A 15166-nucleotide genomic window follows, 5' to 3' on the forward strand; every position below is an offset into this window, starting at 1 on the left:
GCCAGGGTGAGGCAAGGTAAAAGCAAAACTGTTTTTAGTGTTTGTTCCCTCTCCTTGTGGGAGAGGACCAGGGTAAGGCAAGGTAAAAGCAAAACTGTTTTTAGTGTTTGTTCCCTCTCCCTGTGGGAGAGGGCCAGGGTGAGGGCATCAGACCGCACAGATCCAACACTCACTCCACCGCAAACACCTTATCCAGCTTGCTATACCCCAGCCCGTTGATCTTCTTCACTTTGATCTGCACCGGAATACGTTCTTTCATCGCCTCGACGTGACTGATCACGCCAATGGTTTTCCCGGTGGCATTCAGTGCGTCGAGTGCATCCAGTGCTGTATCCAGCGTTTCACTATCGAGCGTGCCAAAACCTTCATCCAGGAACAGCGAATCAATCCGCGTTTTGTGGCTCACCAGGTCGGAAAGCGCCAGCGCCAGCGCCAGGCTGACCAGGAAACTTTCGCCGCCGGACAGGGTGCGGGTATCGCGTACCGCATCAGCCTGCCAGGTATCGACCACTTCCAGCTCCAGCGCGTCGCTGACTTTACGTTGCAACAGATAGCGACCGTGCAGACGGTTGAGCTGCTGGTTCGCGAGCCAGACCAGATTATCCAGCGTCAGCCCCTGCGCAAACTTACGGAACCGGTCACCGGTACTGGAGCCAATCAGTGAATTCAGATAGCCCCAGTCATCTGCCAGACGAGCCGCCTCTTCAATTTGCTGCATGAGCACCTGCTGGTGAAGGCGGTTATCGCTATCCTGTTTGAGCTGCTGGCGGATCTCCCCCTGATGAGTGGTGTTCTCGCGAAGCCGTTGTGCCAGCTGTTGTAATTGCGTCTGCAGGGTTTGTGCATCGGCGTCCAGTCCTTCCGGGCGCAGCGCATGATGTGCCTGCAGCTGCTGGTGTGCTTGTCCGGACAGTGCCGTCGCCTGCTGGAGCAGGTTTTCCAGCGTCTGCTTTTGTTGCTCAAGACGGTGGATCGTCTCCTCATCAAGCAGAGCGGCCAGAAATGCCTCCCGATCGGCGAAGCAGCTTTCCGCCAGCGCCGTGGAAAATTGTGTTGTGGAGTGCTGCAAACGCTCACTTTCCAGATTTTCCTGCTGCTGCAGCGTGGCAAGCTGGCTTTGCAACGATACACATTCGTCGTGGATCTCACGCCAGTTTTCAGGAATAACCGGTTCGGCCTCTGTGGCATCCGCTACCGGAAGCGTGTCGAGTAGTGGGATCAGGGCGTTAATGCGTTCCTGAATAATGCCATGCTGAGTCTGTTTCTCCTGCCACTGTGCGAACTCCGTTTCACGGATATTCAGCCAGGTTGCTTCTGTACCTTCGTCGGGTACGCTAAGCGACAGAGTGAGAAGGGTGTTTTCCAGTGTCTGACGCGTAGACGTCAGCTGTTGTTGATACTGATGCTCCTGCTCTTCCTGTTCGCGCAATTGGTTTTGCAGTGTCAGACGCTGACTGAGTTGATAAAGCTGGCGTTCATAGTGTTCCTGTGCGTTCATCCAGGTGGCAATATCTTCCTGAATATTCAGAGAAATGTTCAAGGATGTGCAAACATCCAGCAACTCTTTAGTGAGTGTTTGCTCTTCCTGAGAAAGCGTCTGTGTTTCGTCTGTTTCACGCTGGATCTGTTGAGTCAGGGCATTGACCTGCCCCAGAACCAACAGACCTTCATCTTTCAGCGAGGCGACCTCTTTTTCCAGAGCATCCCGGCGGCGCTGATTGTCCGTTAGCTCAATGGATTGATATTTCTCGATGGCGGGGTGTTCGCTGGAACCACACAATGGGCAGGGTTTACCTGCTTCAAGCTGTGAACGATAGTTTTCCAGATCCTTAATCGTTGCTTCACGCTCACACAGCGCCTTCAGGTCTGAATAATGCTGGTTTTTCTCTTTATACTGCTGTCGACGCAGCGTTAGCGTTTCGTTAAGTTTTGCCTGCTCCGCCTGGGCTTTTTGCACGCTTTCAGCGTTCTGGTGCAGCCGCTTTTGCAGTGGCTGATAGCGGGCATGAAGTGCGGTCAGGCGCTGGCGGAAAGTCCGCGCCTGTGTCTGCTGCTCTATTGCTATCGCGACGTCATCCGCCGTGAGCGTCAGGCCATTTTCTGGCATAGCCTCCAGCTTCTTGCGCAATTCAATAATACGTGCTGACTGTGTAGCCAGTTGATTTCTGTCGCGATCCAGCTGGGAAAAGTGCGCGCGCCAGCCAGCAATCTCCTGACCCCACTGACGGAGTCGCTCGTGCTCAGCCAGCCACTGTGCCAGGGCTGTCTGTTCGGTCTGAAGCTGCTCATGGGTGCGCAGAGCGCTGTTGCGGATACGCGAACGCAGCGAGGTTTTTGTAAGTAAGCGAGTATTTACTTCACTCATCCGCTGTTTGGTCTGGGTAAGACGCGTGGTCTGCTCCTGTTGACGTTCCCACAGCGGTCGCAACTGGGCGGCGGGCTGGGCCAGCTGGAGTTTGGCCAGTTCCGGTGCCGCATCTGTAAGTGCCTGTTGCGCCTGCTGCTGTGCGGCTGATGCGCGCTGCTGTTCACGCATGAGTTCATCATTACGCGTAAGCCACTGAAAATCACTCTGTTGGCTTTGCTGTTGCACCAGCAGGGTTTTCTCTTCGTCAGTAAGTGCCTGCAAACTTTGCTGCAACTGCTGTTGCTGCTCTTCGCTCAACAGCACGACGCCTGCCGCCTGGGCTTCACACATCTCAAGCGCGTTGCGGGCGGCTTTGTGTTCCTCAAACACTCTCGCTGAAATCTGGCCATAGATCTCCGTCCCGGTCAGCTCTTCCAGCAGCTCAGCGCGATCGCTCGGTTTGGCGTTGAGGAATGCCGCAAACTGCCCCTGTGAAAGCAGCATCGAGCGGGTAAAGCGTCCGTAATCCAGCCCGGTGAGTGCTGCGGTTTGCTCCAGTTTATCGGTGACTTTATCGGCCAGAATTTTGCCGTCCTCGCAGCGCGCCAGCTCTACGCGCGGAGCCTGTAAGTTCCCCTCCGGCTGATTGCGGGCGCGGTTCTGGCTCCAGAACGCGCGGTAGGCAATTCCTTTCACTTCAAACTCAACCTCTGCCAGACACTCGGCAGTATCACGCGTCATCAGGTCGTTCTGAGCCTGAGACACTTTTTGCAGGCGCGGCGTCTCGTGGTAGAGCGCCAGGCAAATGGCGTCGAGCAGCGTGGTTTTCCCGGCACCCGTGGCACCCGTAATGGCAAACAACCCGTTGCTGGCAAACGGTTCAGCGGTAAAGTCGATTTTCCACTCACCCTTGAGGGAGTTGAGGTTCTTCAGACGCAGGCTCAGAATTTTCATGCGTTTTCTTCCTCATCATTAAGGGCATGCAGCGTATGGGTAAACAACTCGTTGAGTCGGGCACGCTTTGCGTCGTCCATCTCTTCCTGGGACAACCGACGTGCAAACACCTCTTCAACCCTGAGTTCGCTGAGTGTTTCACGCTGAGCTCCGAGCAGAATTTTCTCGCGCTGTTCGCGGCTGCGGCGCACCAGTAAAACCTCGACGGGGAGATCTTCCGTCAGCGCCTGAATTTTACGCTGCATATCATGCAGATAGTCGTCAGTGGTGATTTCGATATCCAGCCAGACAGGGGGGTTCTGTTCGATGCCGCGCCACTGTTCAAGCTGGGCGGTGATGGCGGCCAGATCGCCTTTTAGCACGGCCAGCGGCTGGGTGACGGGCACCTCAAGCGCCTCAACGGCGCTGAGTTTGCCGTCGGTAAAGCTCACCAGATGCACAGATTTCGCTTTACCTGTTTCATCAAAGCTGAGCGAAATGGGCGAGCCGCAGTAGCGAATGTGCTCGCAACCGCCGATGACCTGCGCGCGGTGAATATGCCCGAGCGCAATGTAATCGGCCGGTGGAAAGTTTTGCGCCGGGAAGGCATCCAGCGTGCCAATATAAATGTCACGAACCGCGTCACTTTTGCTGGCTCCGACGGTCGTCAGATGCCCGGTGGCAATCACCGGGATCGGTTGCTCACCGCGCAGGGTGCAGGCATCGGCATATTGCTGGTGGTAATAGTCGGTGATGCTCTGCAACAGGTGCTGCTGTTTTTCACCACCGGAAAGCCCCGCCTGGCTTTGCACGATATCGCGCGGGCGCAGGAAGGGAACCGGGCACAGCACTGCCCCCGGTGTACCGTCGCGTTTTTTCAGGATCTGCGGGGCGTGTCCGGCGCTGGCGACCACGGTAGTATTGAGGAAGGCCAGAATGTCACGAGATTCATTCAGTGTCGCTACGGAGTCGTGGTTACCGGCGACAATCACCAGATGGCAGCCCGTCTGCTGCAGGTTAACCACGAAACGGTTATACAGTTCTCGCGCATAGCTGGGTGGTGATCCGGTATCAAAGATATCGCCTGCCACAATAATCGCATCCACCTCGTGCGACCGGGCTGTGTCCAGCAACCAGTTCAGGAATGCTTCATGTTCAGCGGCGCGGCTTTTACTGTAAAAATTTTGACCCAGATGCCAGTCCGAGGTGTGAAGTATGCGCATAAGAGATCCGTGGCAAAAAATGGAAAGCAGGATTATAAACTTTCAGGGAACGGAAAATAACCGCTGTAATAAAACAACAGTTTGCCATTTCTGGTGGTAATGTTTTTCATAAATCTGTCATAAATCTGACGCATAATGACGCCGCATTACAAACTTGTAACTTAAATAAGATAAGACAGGGCAAAGTATGGCGAGACGTATTCTGGTCGTAGAAGATGAAGCTCCGATCCGTGAAATGGTGTGCTTCGTGCTCGAACAAAATGGCTTTCAGCCGGTTGAAGCGGAAGATTATGACAGCGCGGTGAACCAGCTGAATGAGCCCTGGCCCGACTTGATTCTGCTTGACTGGATGTTGCCCGGTGGGTCCGGGTTGCAGTTTATCAAGCACATTAAACGTGAAGCGATGACCCGTGACATTCCGGTGGTCATGCTGACGGCGCGCGGTGAAGAAGAAGATCGCGTGCGCGGTCTGGAAACCGGCGCGGACGATTACATTACCAAACCATTTTCGCCGAAAGAGCTGGTCGCCCGCATCAAGGCCGTGATGCGCCGAATTTCACCGATGGCGGTGGAAGAGGTGATTGAGATGCAGGGCCTGAGCCTTGACCCAACCTCACACCGCGTCATGACCGGCGAAAATCCCCTCGATATGGGGCCTACCGAATTTAAACTCCTGCACTTCTTTATGACTCACCCTGAACGCGTTTACAGCCGCGAGCAGTTGCTGAATAACGTCTGGGGAACTAACGTGTATGTCGAAGACCGGACGGTTGACGTACATATCCGCCGCCTGCGTAAAGCGCTGGAACTGAGCGGCCACGATCGCATGGTACAGACGGTCCGTGGTACGGGTTATCGTTTTTCTACCCGTTTCTGAACAATGACAGGAGTGTGACGCGTGCTGGAACGTCTGTCATGGAAAAGGCTCGTCTTTGAACTGATCTTATGTTGTATACCGGCCTTCATTCTGGGGGCCTTCGTTGGATATTTACCGTGGTTTCTGCTGGTATCTGTCACCGGGTTGCTGATCTGGCATTTCTGGAACTTACTGCGCCTCTCCTGGTGGCTGTGGGTGGACAGAAGTATGACACCTCCGCCGGGGCACGGAAGCTGGGAACCGCTGCTTTACGGTCTGCACCAGATGCAGATGCGTAATAAAAAGCGCCGCCGTGAGCTGGGCAGCCTGATCAAACGTTTTCGCAGTGGCGCGGAGTCACTGCCGGATGCGGTCATTCTGACCACCGAAGAGGGGACGATCTTCTGGTGTAATGGCCTGGCGCAACAGCTGCTAGGCCTGCGCTGGCCGGATGATAACGGTCAGAACATCCTCAACCTTTTGCGCTACCCGGAGTTCACGCTGTATCTGAAAAAGCGTGATTTTACGCGTCCGCATAACCTGAGGCTCAACAGCGGTCGCCATCTGGAGATCCGCGTGATGCCGTACAGCGAACGACAGTGGCTGATGGTGGCGCGTGACGTTACCCAGATGCACCAGCTGGAAGGAGCTCGGCGCAACTTTTTTGCCAACGTGAGCCACGAGTTACGCACGCCGCTGACGGTGCTGCAGGGTTACCTGGAAGTGATGCAGGAGCAAATTCTCGAAGGCGCACCGCGCGAGAAAGCGCTGCACACGATGCGTGAGCAAACGCACCGGATGGAAGGGCTGGTCAAACAGCTTCTGACGTTATCGAAAATTGAAGCCGCACCCACGCTCGCGCTGAATGACACCATTGATGTACCGATGATGCTGCGGGTGGTGGAGCGTGAAGCACAGACCCTGAGCCATAAAAAACATCAGCTGACGTTTGAGGTCGATAACAACCTGAAAGTGCTCGGCAGTGAAGATGAACTGCGTAGTGCCATTTCTAACCTGGTGTATAACGCAGTGAATCATACCCCGGAGGGGACACATATTGTGGTGCGCTGGCAGCATCTTCCGACGGGCGCTGAGTTTAGCGTCGAGGACAATGGGCCGGGGATCGCACCTGAACATCTTCCGCGCCTGACGGAGCGCTTCTACCGTGTGGATAAGGCGCGCTCGCGGCAGACCGGGGGAAGTGGTCTGGGGCTGGCGATTGTGAAACATGCGGTTAATCATCATGAAAGCCGTCTTGATATTCAAAGCACGATTGGGAAGGGAACCCGCTTCAGTTTCGTTATCCCGGAACGATTAATTGCCAAAAAGATCGCCTGACAGCAGGTGTGTCATCTTACCTTTCCACGGGTCAGCTATTGCTGGCCCGTTTGCTTTGCAGTCAGGTGAAACACGAATGAATTTTATACGCCTGATGCTTTTTTGTTCGCATGATTAGCCGTGGGTTTTTCTTATAATTAGCGTATTATTCTGGTTGGTTTTTTCATGCTGGCATTTTGTTCTGGTTTTGCGATCCCACCTTGCCTTTAAACGTTATAAGCGTTTAAATTGCCCCCAGATACTGTCATAGCGACTGTATTTGCGTGGTAAATCGAAAAACTATTCTTCTCCACGCCAGGACGGGAGCATTTCCCGCTGAAATTGAGCAAATTTTCCGCTGTATTGTCCCGCCAGGGGAGAGCGAAAATCTCAATGTTTTCAACACCACATCCACAGGCAGTAAGGTTTTATGACCCATCACTTAAAATCGCGTGACATCATCGCGCTGGGCTTTATGACATTTGCGCTGTTCGTTGGCGCAGGCAACATCATTTTCCCTCCAATGGTTGGCTTACAGGCTGGTGAACACGTCTGGACAGCTGCGTTTGGTTTCCTGATTACTGCCGTGGGTCTGCCGGTGCTGACCGTTATCGCGCTGGCGAAAGTTGGCGGCGGTGTCGACAGCCTCAGCACGCCAATTGGCAAAGTGGCGGGTGTCCTGCTGGCAACCGTCTGCTACCTGGCCGTTGGCCCGCTGTTTGCGACGCCACGTACCGCGACCGTTTCCTTCGAAGTGGGGATTGCCCCGCTGACCGGTGATGGTGCGATGCCGCTGTTTATCTATAGCCTGATCTACTTTGCTATCGTGATTCTGGTTTCCCTCTATCCGGGCAAACTGCTGGATACCGTGGGTAACTTTCTTGCACCAATGAAAATTGTGGCGCTGATTGTGCTGGCTGTTGCCGCCATCATCTGGCCGGTTGGCCCTATCAGCGAGGCGATGGACGCGTACAAAAACGCAGCCTTCTCTAACGGTTTTGTGAACGGCTACCTGACGATGGATACGCTGGGCGCGATGGTGTTTGGTATCGTTATCGTTAACGCCGCGCGTTCCCGTGGTGTGACCGAAGCACGTCTGCTGACCCGCTACACTATCTGGGCGGGCCTGATGGCCGGTGTTGGCCTGACGCTGCTGTATCTGGCGCTGTTCCGTCTGGGCTCCGATAGCGCGATGCTGGTGGATCAGAACGCGAACGGTGCGGCAATCCTGCATGCTTACGTACAGCACACCTTCGGCGGAGCGGGTAGCCTGCTGCTGGCGGTACTGATTTTCCTGGCGTGCCTGGTGACGGCGGTTGGTTTGACCTGTGCGTGTGCGGAGTTCTTCGCGCAGTATCTGCCACTCTCTTACCGTACGCTGGTGTTTATCCTGGGTATCTTCTCTATGGCGGTGTCAAACCTGGGGCTGAGCCACCTGATTCAGGTCTCTATCCCGGTGCTGACGGCTATCTATCCGCCGTGTATCGTGCTGGTGGTGCTGAGCTTCACCCGCCCGTGGTGGAATAATGCTTCGCGAATTATTGCGCCAGCCATGTTTATTAGCCTGATTTTTGGTATCCTTGACGGAATTAAAGCATCAGCATTCAGTGCAATATTGCCTGCCTGGACACAGCGTCTGCCGCTGTCCGAACAGGGGCTGGCCTGGCTGATGCCAACCGTTGTTGCACTGGTTCTGGCCATTATCTGGGATCGTGCTGCAGGGCGTCAGGTCGCATCGAACGCTCATTAATCAACGGCAACAAACTGTTTAACCACGGGGCTTAAGGCCCCGTGGTTTTTTGTTTTTTTCGTGTTGAATGGCAAGATTTAAATGGAAAGCACTAACAAACTCAAACGCGGGCTAAGCACTCGCCACATTCGCTTTATGGCGCTGGGCTCTGCAATTGGTACCGGCCTTTTTTATGGCTCCGCAGATGCCATTAAAATGGCTGGCCCAAGCGTTCTGCTGGCCTACATCATTGGCGGCGTAGCGGCCTATATCATCATGCGCGCGCTGGGGGAGATGTCGGTTCACAACCCTTCCGCCAGCTCGTTCTCGCGTTATGCGCAGGAAAACTTAGGCCCGCTGGCCGGGTTTATCACTGGCTGGACATACTGTTTTGAAATCCTGATTGTGGCCATTGCCGACGTGACGGCGTTTGGCATTTACATGGGCGTCTGGTTCCCGGCGGTACCGCACTGGATTTGGGTGCTGAGCGTGGTGCTGATCATCTGCGCCGTCAACCTGATGAGCGTGAAAGTGTTTGGTGAGCTGGAGTTCTGGTTCTCCTTCTTCAAGGTTGCCACCATCATCATCATGATTATCGCCGGTTTCGGTATCATCATCTGGGGGATCGGTAACGGTGGTCAACCGACCGGTATCCATAACCTCTGGAGCAACGGTGGCTTCTTCAGTAACGGCTGGCTCGGAATGGTAATGTCGCTACAGATGGTGATGTTTGCCTACGGTGGTATTGAGATTATCGGGATTACCGCTGGCGAAGCGAAAGATCCGGAGAAATCCATTCCGCGTGCCATCAACTCGGTGCCAATGCGTATTCTGGTGTTCTATGTGGGTACGCTGTTCGTCATCATGTCTATCTACCCGTGGAACCAGGTGGGCACCAACGGCAGTCCGTTTGTGCTGACCTTCCAGCACATGGGGATCGCGTTTGCTGCCAGCATTCTGAACTTTGTGGTGCTGACCGCGTCGCTTTCGGCGATCAACAGTGATGTTTTCGGCGTGGGCCGTATGCTGCACGGGATGGCGGAGCAGGGCAGTGCACCGAAGGTGTTTGCCAAAACGTCACGTCGTGGTACGCCGTGGGTGACCGTGGTGGTGATGACCGTTGCGCTGCTGTTCTCGGTGTATCTGAACTACATCATGCCGGAGAACGTCTTCCTGGTGATTGCGTCGCTGGCGACCTTCGCAACGGTGTGGGTGTGGATCATGATCCTGCTGTCGCAGATTGCGTTCCGTCGCCGTCTGTCGCCGTCCGATGTGAAAGCGCTGAAGTTTAAAGTGCCGGGCGGCGTGCCAACGACGGTAGCTGGGCTTATCTTCCTGGTCTTTATCATTGCCCTGATTGGCTATCACCCGGATACCCGTATTTCCCTGTACGTCGGTTTCGCGTGGATTGCCCTGCTGCTGGTGGGCTGGATGTTTAAATGTCGCCGCGACCGTCAGCTGGCTGAAGCACAGTAATTCCCTTTTCCCTCTCCCTGTGGGAGAGGGTTATTTTACCTCCTCCCCCGTCCTCCTCCCCCAATAAACCACATCATGATGAGCTAACCTTAATCACCCTGTGGCAAGGTGACGTCAATTTCATCAAAGGGGATTCGTGATGTTAAACGCCTGGCACCTTCCGGTTGCCCCATTTGTTAAGCAAAGCAAAGACAACCTTGTGATTACGCTCTGGCTGGCGGGAGAAAATCAGCCTGAACGCGTGACGCTGCGCGCCGAAGTGGATAATGAAGAAACGTCGCTGACGATGCACAAGCAGCGCAGTCAGCCGCAGCCTGGAGTGACGGCGTGGCAGGCCAGGATCGACTTAAGTAGCGGACAGCCGCGCCGTCGCTACAGTTTCAAACTGCTGTGGAACAACCGTCAGCTGTGGTTTGCCCCGCAGGGGTTTAGCCGTTTTCCGCCCGCACGGCTGGAGCAGTTTGCCGTTGATTGCCCGGATAATGGCCCGCAATGGGTCAACGATCAGGTCTTTTACCAGATCTTCCCGGATCGTTTCGCGCGCAGCACAACGCGTACTGCACAGCAGGATAAGATCTATTACCACCACGCGGCAGGCCACGACATTGTCCTGAAAGACTGGGATGAACCGCTGACCGATCGGGCAGGAGGGTCGACGTTTTACGGCGGCGATCTCGACGGTATCAGCGAAAAACTCCCGTACCTGAAAAAACTCGGCATCACGGCGCTGTACCTGAACCCGGTGTTTAAAGCCCCAAGCGTGCATAAATACGATACTGAAGATTATCGCCACGTCGACGAGCAGTTTGGCGGCGATGAGGCGCTGTTGCGCCTGAGAGAGAACACAAAAAATGAAGGCATGCGCCTGATTCTGGACGGTGTGTTCAACCACAGCGGTGATTCTCATGCCTGGTTTGACCGCCATAACCCGTTGATGGGAGGGGCATGCCACAACCCGGATTCACCTCAGCGCGACTGGTACAGCTTTAACGAAGATGGCCGTGCGCTCGACTGGTTGGGTTACCCGAGCCTGCCGAAACTGGATTTCCAGTCGCCTTCTCTGGTCAACGAAATCTACGGCGGTGAACACAGTATCGTGCGCCACTGGCTGAACGCGCCGTGGAACATGGACGGCTGGCGGCTGGATGTGGTGCATATGCTGGGGGAAGGCGGTGGGGCGCGTAACAACCTTCAGCATGTCGCCGGGATCACCCGTTCCGCGAAAGTTGCACAGCCGGAGGCGTTTGTCTTTGGCGAGCATTTTGGTGATGCGCGTCAGTGGCTGCAGGCCGATGCGGAAGATGCGGCGATGAACTATCGCGGCTTTACCTTCCCGCTGTGGGGCTTCCTTGCGAATACTGACATCTCCTACGATCCGCAGCATATCGACGCGGAAACCTGCATGGTGTGGATGGATAACTACCGTGCCAGCCTGTCACATCAGCAACAGCTACGTATGTTCAACCAGCTGGATAGCCACGATACTGCACGCTTTAAATCGTTGCTCGGCAAGGATGTGGCACGTCTGCCGCTGGCCGTCACCTGGCTCTTTACCTGGCCAGGCGTGCCATGCATTTACTATGGGGATGAAGTAGGCCTGGACGGCAATAACGACCCGTTCTGCCGTAAAACCTTCCCGTGGGAGCCTGCAAAACAGGACAAAGCGCTGCTCCGTCTGTATCAGCGCATGGCGAAACTGCGTAAACAGAACCAGGCTCTGCGCTACGGCGGCTGTCAGGTGGTATACGCCCACGATAACGTGGTGGTGTTTGCCCGCGTCTATAACCAGCAGCGTGTGCTGGTAGCCATTAACCGGGGTGAAGCCTGCGAAGTGGTGCTGGATAGCTCTCCGCTGCTGAACGTGAAGGCGTGGCAGTTGAAAGAGGGCAAAGGTGCTATTCAGGAGGGGATACTCTCTCTGCCTGCTATTTCCGCGTCAGTCTGGTTCGGTCATTAATCCTCATCTGCAACCGGTACTTATGCCGGTTGCAGAATATTTCCCCTAAGTTGTTCGGTTAAATTCAACAGAGGGGACAAATATCTTTAATATTCTCTCAATCAAATCTCGCTATACTCAATTTGCTTTATCAGTCAGGGCCCTTTCTCATATAGCACACAAACCGTTGGCTTTTAACTAATTGATTAAAAGGTACTTTTATGTCTATTCGTGAACTGATTGATCCATCCAACTCCGCATTGATTTTTATCGATCACCAACCGCAAATGTCCTTTGGTGTGGCCAATATTGACCGTCAATTATTGAAGAATAATACGGTTGCGCTGGCAAAAGCAGGCAAAATTTTTGATGTTCCGGTTATCTACACATCGGTAGAAACGAAAAGCTTTAGTGGCTATATCTGGCCAGAATTACTGGCGGTTCACCCGGATGTAAAACCGATTGAACGTACCTCCATGAACTCCTGGGAAGATGATGCGTTTGTTGCGGCAGTCAAAGCGACGGGCCGTAAAAAACTCATCATTTCAGCCCTGTGGACGGAAGTGTGCCTGACCTTCCCGGCACTGATGGCGCTGGATGAAGGTTACGAAGTCTATGTGGTGACGGATACCTCTGGCGGTACCTCCGTTGATGCCCACGAGCGTGCCATTGACCGTATGGTGCAGGCGGGCGCTGTGCCAGTGACCTGGCAGCAGGTGCTACTGGAGTATCAGCGCGACTGGTCACGCAAAGGAACCTACGACGCGGTAATGGACCTGGTACGTGAGCACAGCGGGGCTTACGGCATGGGCGTCGATTATGCCTATACCCTCGTTCACGGTGCGCCAGAGCGCAAAGCGTAAACCTTTCAGGGCGGGGTTCTCCCGCCCATCAATGACCAGGGAACTTTTATGGCGCAAACATCACATGTGACGCTGGTGATCACCCATATGTTACTTCCGGGACAAGCTGAGCGATATGAACAGTGGCTGGGCAAGATTATGCCTGTCGCGGCGGAATTTTCCGGCCATCTTGGTGCGAACGTAATCCGTCCGTCTGAAGGGCAAAACCTGTGGACGGTGATTATCCGCTTCGACACCATTGAACATCTCTACGCGTGGACGCAGTCCGAGACCCGCAACGCGCTGGTTAAAGAGATTGAACCGCTGCTGGCTGAAGGCGATAAAACCGAAGTACGTACCGAAGCGGCGTTCTGGTTTACACCGCCTGAGCCGCATGTGCGTAAGCCAAAGCAGTGGAAACAGTTTCTTATCACGCTGCTGGTCATCTTTCCCAGTACCAACATCGTGCCGCTGGTGACCGGTGCGCTGCTTCCTGGCCTGAAAGGCTCACTTCTGCTGCATTTGATTAACGATGCCTGTGTGGTCGCGCTGGTGGTCTGGCTCTGGATGCCCATCGTGACCCGTCTGTTTGCCGGATGGCTAAAAAAAGCCTGATTCGGCTCAAAGGAGTACGTTATGTCTCACACTGCCACACTGATCTTAACCAAAGGTAAGATCCACACACTCGATCGCGAAAATCCGCTTACGGAAGCGGTGGCGATCGCCAACGGCAAGATCCTTGCCACGGGCAACCACGATCGCATCATGAGCTATGCGACGCAGGGAACGCAGGTCGTCGATTTAAAGGGAAGCACGGTGATCCCTGGACTGAACGACTCGCACCTGCACTTGATCCGCGGTGGGTTGAATTACAACCTGGAGCTGCGCTGGGAAGGTGTGCCATCACTGGTGGATGCACTGCGCATGTTGAAAGATCAGGCCGATCGTACACCGTCACCGCAATGGGTACGGGTGGTTGGCGGCTGGAGCGAGTTCCAGTTCGCCGAGCGCCGGATGCCGACTATCGAAGAACTCAACGAGGCCGCACCTGACACGCCGGTGTTTGTACTCCATCTTTACGACCGTGCACTGCTCAACCGCGCGGCACTGAAAGCAGTCGGCTACACCAAAGAGACGCCCAACCCGCCGGGTGGGGAGATTGTACGCGATAACAACGGTAACCCAACCGGGATGCTGATCGCCAAACCGAATGCGATGATCCTCTACGCTACGCTGGCGAAAGGGCCGAAACTGCCCATTGAGCAGCAGGTAAACTCGACGCGTCAGTTTATGCGTGAGCTGAACCGTCTGGGGCTGACCAGCGCCATTGATGCCGGTGGTGGTTTCCAGAACTACCCGGAAGATTATGAAGTGATCGCTGAACTGCACGCCAAAGAGCAGATGACGGTGCGTATCGCCTATAACCTCTTTACCCAGCGGCCGAAGCAGGAGCTGGAAGATTTTGAACGCTGGACCGATATGCTTAAGCCGGGTCAGGGGACCGACTTCTACCGGGCCAACGGCGCGGGTGAGATGCTGGTCTTCTCGGCGGCAGATTTTGAAGATTTCCTCCAGCCGCGCCCGGATTTACCGGAAGGTATGGAAGACGAGCTGGAACGCGTGGTACGCCATCTGGTGGAAAACCGCTGGCCGTTCCGTCTGCATGCTACCTACGACGAATCGATCAGCCGCATGCTGGATGTGTTTGAGAAGGTGAACCGTGATATTCCGTTCAACGGCCTGCACTGGTTCTTCGACCACGCGGAAACCATTACCGAGCGCAATATCGAACGAGTTAAAGCCCTTGGCGGTGGGATTGCGGTGCAGCACCGTATGGCCTTCCAGGGCGAGTATTTTGTTGACCGCTACGGCAAAGAGGCGGTGAAGCATACCCCGCCGGTGGCGAAAATGCTGGAGCTGGATGTGCCGGTAGGGTTAGGTACGGACGCCACACGCGTGGCGAGCTATAACCCGTGGACGGCGCTCTACTGGCTGGTGTCTGGCCGTACCGTGGGCGGGCTGGCGATGTACGACGACAATAACCGTCTGCCGCGCGATGTTGCGCTGGAGCTGTGGACTGCAGGCAGCGCCTGGTTCTCCAGCGAGCAGGGCAAAAAAGGCCGTCTGGTCGAAGGACAGCTGGCGGATCTGGTGGTGTTGTCGAAAGACTATTTCAGCGTGCCGGAAGAGGACATTAAGGGCATTGAATCGGTGCTGACGGTGGTCGACGGTAAAGTGGTATATGCCGCAGGACATTTCAGCCCGCTGTCACCGCCGCCAATCCCGGTTGTACCGGAGTGGTCACCGGTGGTGAAAGTGCCTGGACATTACCGCTCTGCACCGCCAGTGGCGAGTAAAGTGGGTGCGGTGGTACAGATGCACCAGTGCATTGGCAGTTGTGGGGTGCACGGTCACGCGCATGGGATTGCCCGTCAGTCGGATATTCCGGTATCGGATGAGCAGGCGTTCTGGGGCGTGTTAGGCTGTTCTTGCTTCGCGTTCTAAAC

The 15166-nt window shown here is 55.0% G+C and carries 10 protein-coding genes; 8 read left to right on the plus strand and 2 right to left on the minus strand.

The window, feature by feature from the left end:
* Positions 1-169 precede the first annotated feature (169 nt).
* Positions 170-3301, minus strand: a complete 3132-nt coding sequence (gene sbcC / locus HV318_RS18635) for an exonuclease subunit SbcC (protein WP_182273907.1) — start codon at positions 3299-3301, stop codon at positions 170-172.
* Positions 3298-4503, minus strand: coding sequence for an exonuclease subunit SbcD (sbcD, locus tag HV318_RS18640; protein ID WP_182273908.1), 1206 nt, complete (start codon positions 4501-4503; stop codon positions 3298-3300). The genes sbcC and sbcD overlap by 4 nt, the downstream gene beginning before the upstream one ends.
* Before the next feature lie 187 nt (positions 4504-4690).
* Here sbcD and phoB point away from each other — a divergent pair, with 187 nt between their 5' ends.
* The 8 genes from phoB (at position 4691) to HV318_RS18680 (ending at position 15164) form a co-directional block, all read left to right on the plus strand.
* Positions 4691-5380, plus strand: a complete 690-nt coding sequence (gene phoB, locus HV318_RS18645) for a phosphate response regulator transcription factor PhoB (RefSeq protein ID WP_003859122.1) — start codon at positions 4691-4693, stop codon at positions 5378-5380.
* Positions 5381-5401: 21 nt separating this feature from the next.
* Positions 5402-6697 (plus strand): phosphate regulon sensor histidine kinase PhoR, encoded by a 1296-nt coding sequence (gene phoR, locus HV318_RS18650; protein ID WP_182273909.1) that lies wholly within the window; start codon positions 5402-5404, stop codon positions 6695-6697.
* 409 nt (positions 6698-7106) lie between these two features.
* Positions 7107-8426: a branched-chain amino acid transporter carrier protein BrnQ gene (gene brnQ / locus HV318_RS18655; RefSeq protein WP_182273910.1), complete on the plus strand. Its 1320-nt coding sequence runs from the start codon at positions 7107-7109 to the stop codon at positions 8424-8426.
* A gap of 81 nt (positions 8427-8507) precedes the next feature.
* Positions 8508-9881 carry a proline-specific permease ProY gene (gene proY / locus HV318_RS18660; protein ID WP_182273911.1) on the plus strand — a complete coding sequence of 458 codons (1374 nt, stop codon included), beginning with the start codon at positions 8508-8510 and terminating at the stop codon, positions 9879-9881.
* A 139-nt stretch (positions 9882-10020) separates the two neighbouring features.
* Positions 10021-11838: a maltodextrin glucosidase gene (gene malZ, locus HV318_RS18665; protein WP_182273912.1), complete on the plus strand. Its 1818-nt coding sequence runs from the start codon at positions 10021-10023 to the stop codon at positions 11836-11838.
* A 200-nt stretch (positions 11839-12038) separates the two neighbouring features.
* The gene (locus HV318_RS18670; RefSeq protein ID WP_182273913.1) at positions 12039-12680 is read left to right on the plus strand and encodes a hydrolase; all 642 of its coding nucleotides are present in this window, start codon (positions 12039-12041) and stop codon (positions 12678-12680) included.
* Positions 12681-12728: 48 nt separating this feature from the next.
* Positions 12729-13274 carry an antibiotic biosynthesis monooxygenase gene (locus HV318_RS18675; RefSeq protein WP_182273914.1) on the plus strand — a complete coding sequence of 182 codons (546 nt, stop codon included), beginning with the start codon at positions 12729-12731 and terminating at the stop codon, positions 13272-13274.
* Between the two features lie 21 nt (positions 13275-13295).
* Entirely contained in the window at positions 13296-15164 is a 1869-nt protein-coding gene (locus HV318_RS18680; RefSeq protein ID WP_182273915.1) for an amidohydrolase, read from the plus strand.
* Positions 15165-15166: the final 2 nt, after the last annotated feature.

Source organism: Enterobacter sp. RHBSTW-00901, assembly GCF_014103115.1.
GTDB lineage: Bacteria > Pseudomonadota > Gammaproteobacteria > Enterobacterales > Enterobacteriaceae > Enterobacter > Enterobacter cloacae_P.

What these genes read in the sequence shown, in the direction of transcription:
- HV318_RS18675 (WP_182273914.1), top strand. Translation starts at nt 12,729, where the DNA reads ATGGCGCAAACATCACATGTGACGCTGGTGATCACCCATATGTTACTT.
- sbcC (WP_182273907.1), bottom strand. Translation starts at nt 3,301, where the DNA reads ATGAAAATTCTGAGCCTGCGTCTGAAGAACCTCAACTCCCTCAAGGGT.
- phoB (WP_003859122.1), top strand. Translation starts at nt 4,691, where the DNA reads ATGGCGAGACGTATTCTGGTCGTAGAAGATGAAGCTCCGATCCGTGAA.
- HV318_RS18680 (WP_182273915.1), top strand. Translation starts at nt 13,296, where the DNA reads ATGTCTCACACTGCCACACTGATCTTAACCAAAGGTAAGATCCACACA.
- proY (WP_182273911.1), top strand. Translation starts at nt 8,508, where the DNA reads ATGGAAAGCACTAACAAACTCAAACGCGGGCTAAGCACTCGCCACATT.
- sbcD (WP_182273908.1), bottom strand. Translation starts at nt 4,503, where the DNA reads ATGCGCATACTTCACACCTCGGACTGGCATCTGGGTCAAAATTTTTAC.
- malZ (WP_182273912.1), top strand. Translation starts at nt 10,021, where the DNA reads ATGTTAAACGCCTGGCACCTTCCGGTTGCCCCATTTGTTAAGCAAAGC.
- brnQ (WP_182273910.1), top strand. Translation starts at nt 7,107, where the DNA reads ATGACCCATCACTTAAAATCGCGTGACATCATCGCGCTGGGCTTTATG.
- HV318_RS18670 (WP_182273913.1), top strand. Translation starts at nt 12,039, where the DNA reads ATGTCTATTCGTGAACTGATTGATCCATCCAACTCCGCATTGATTTTT.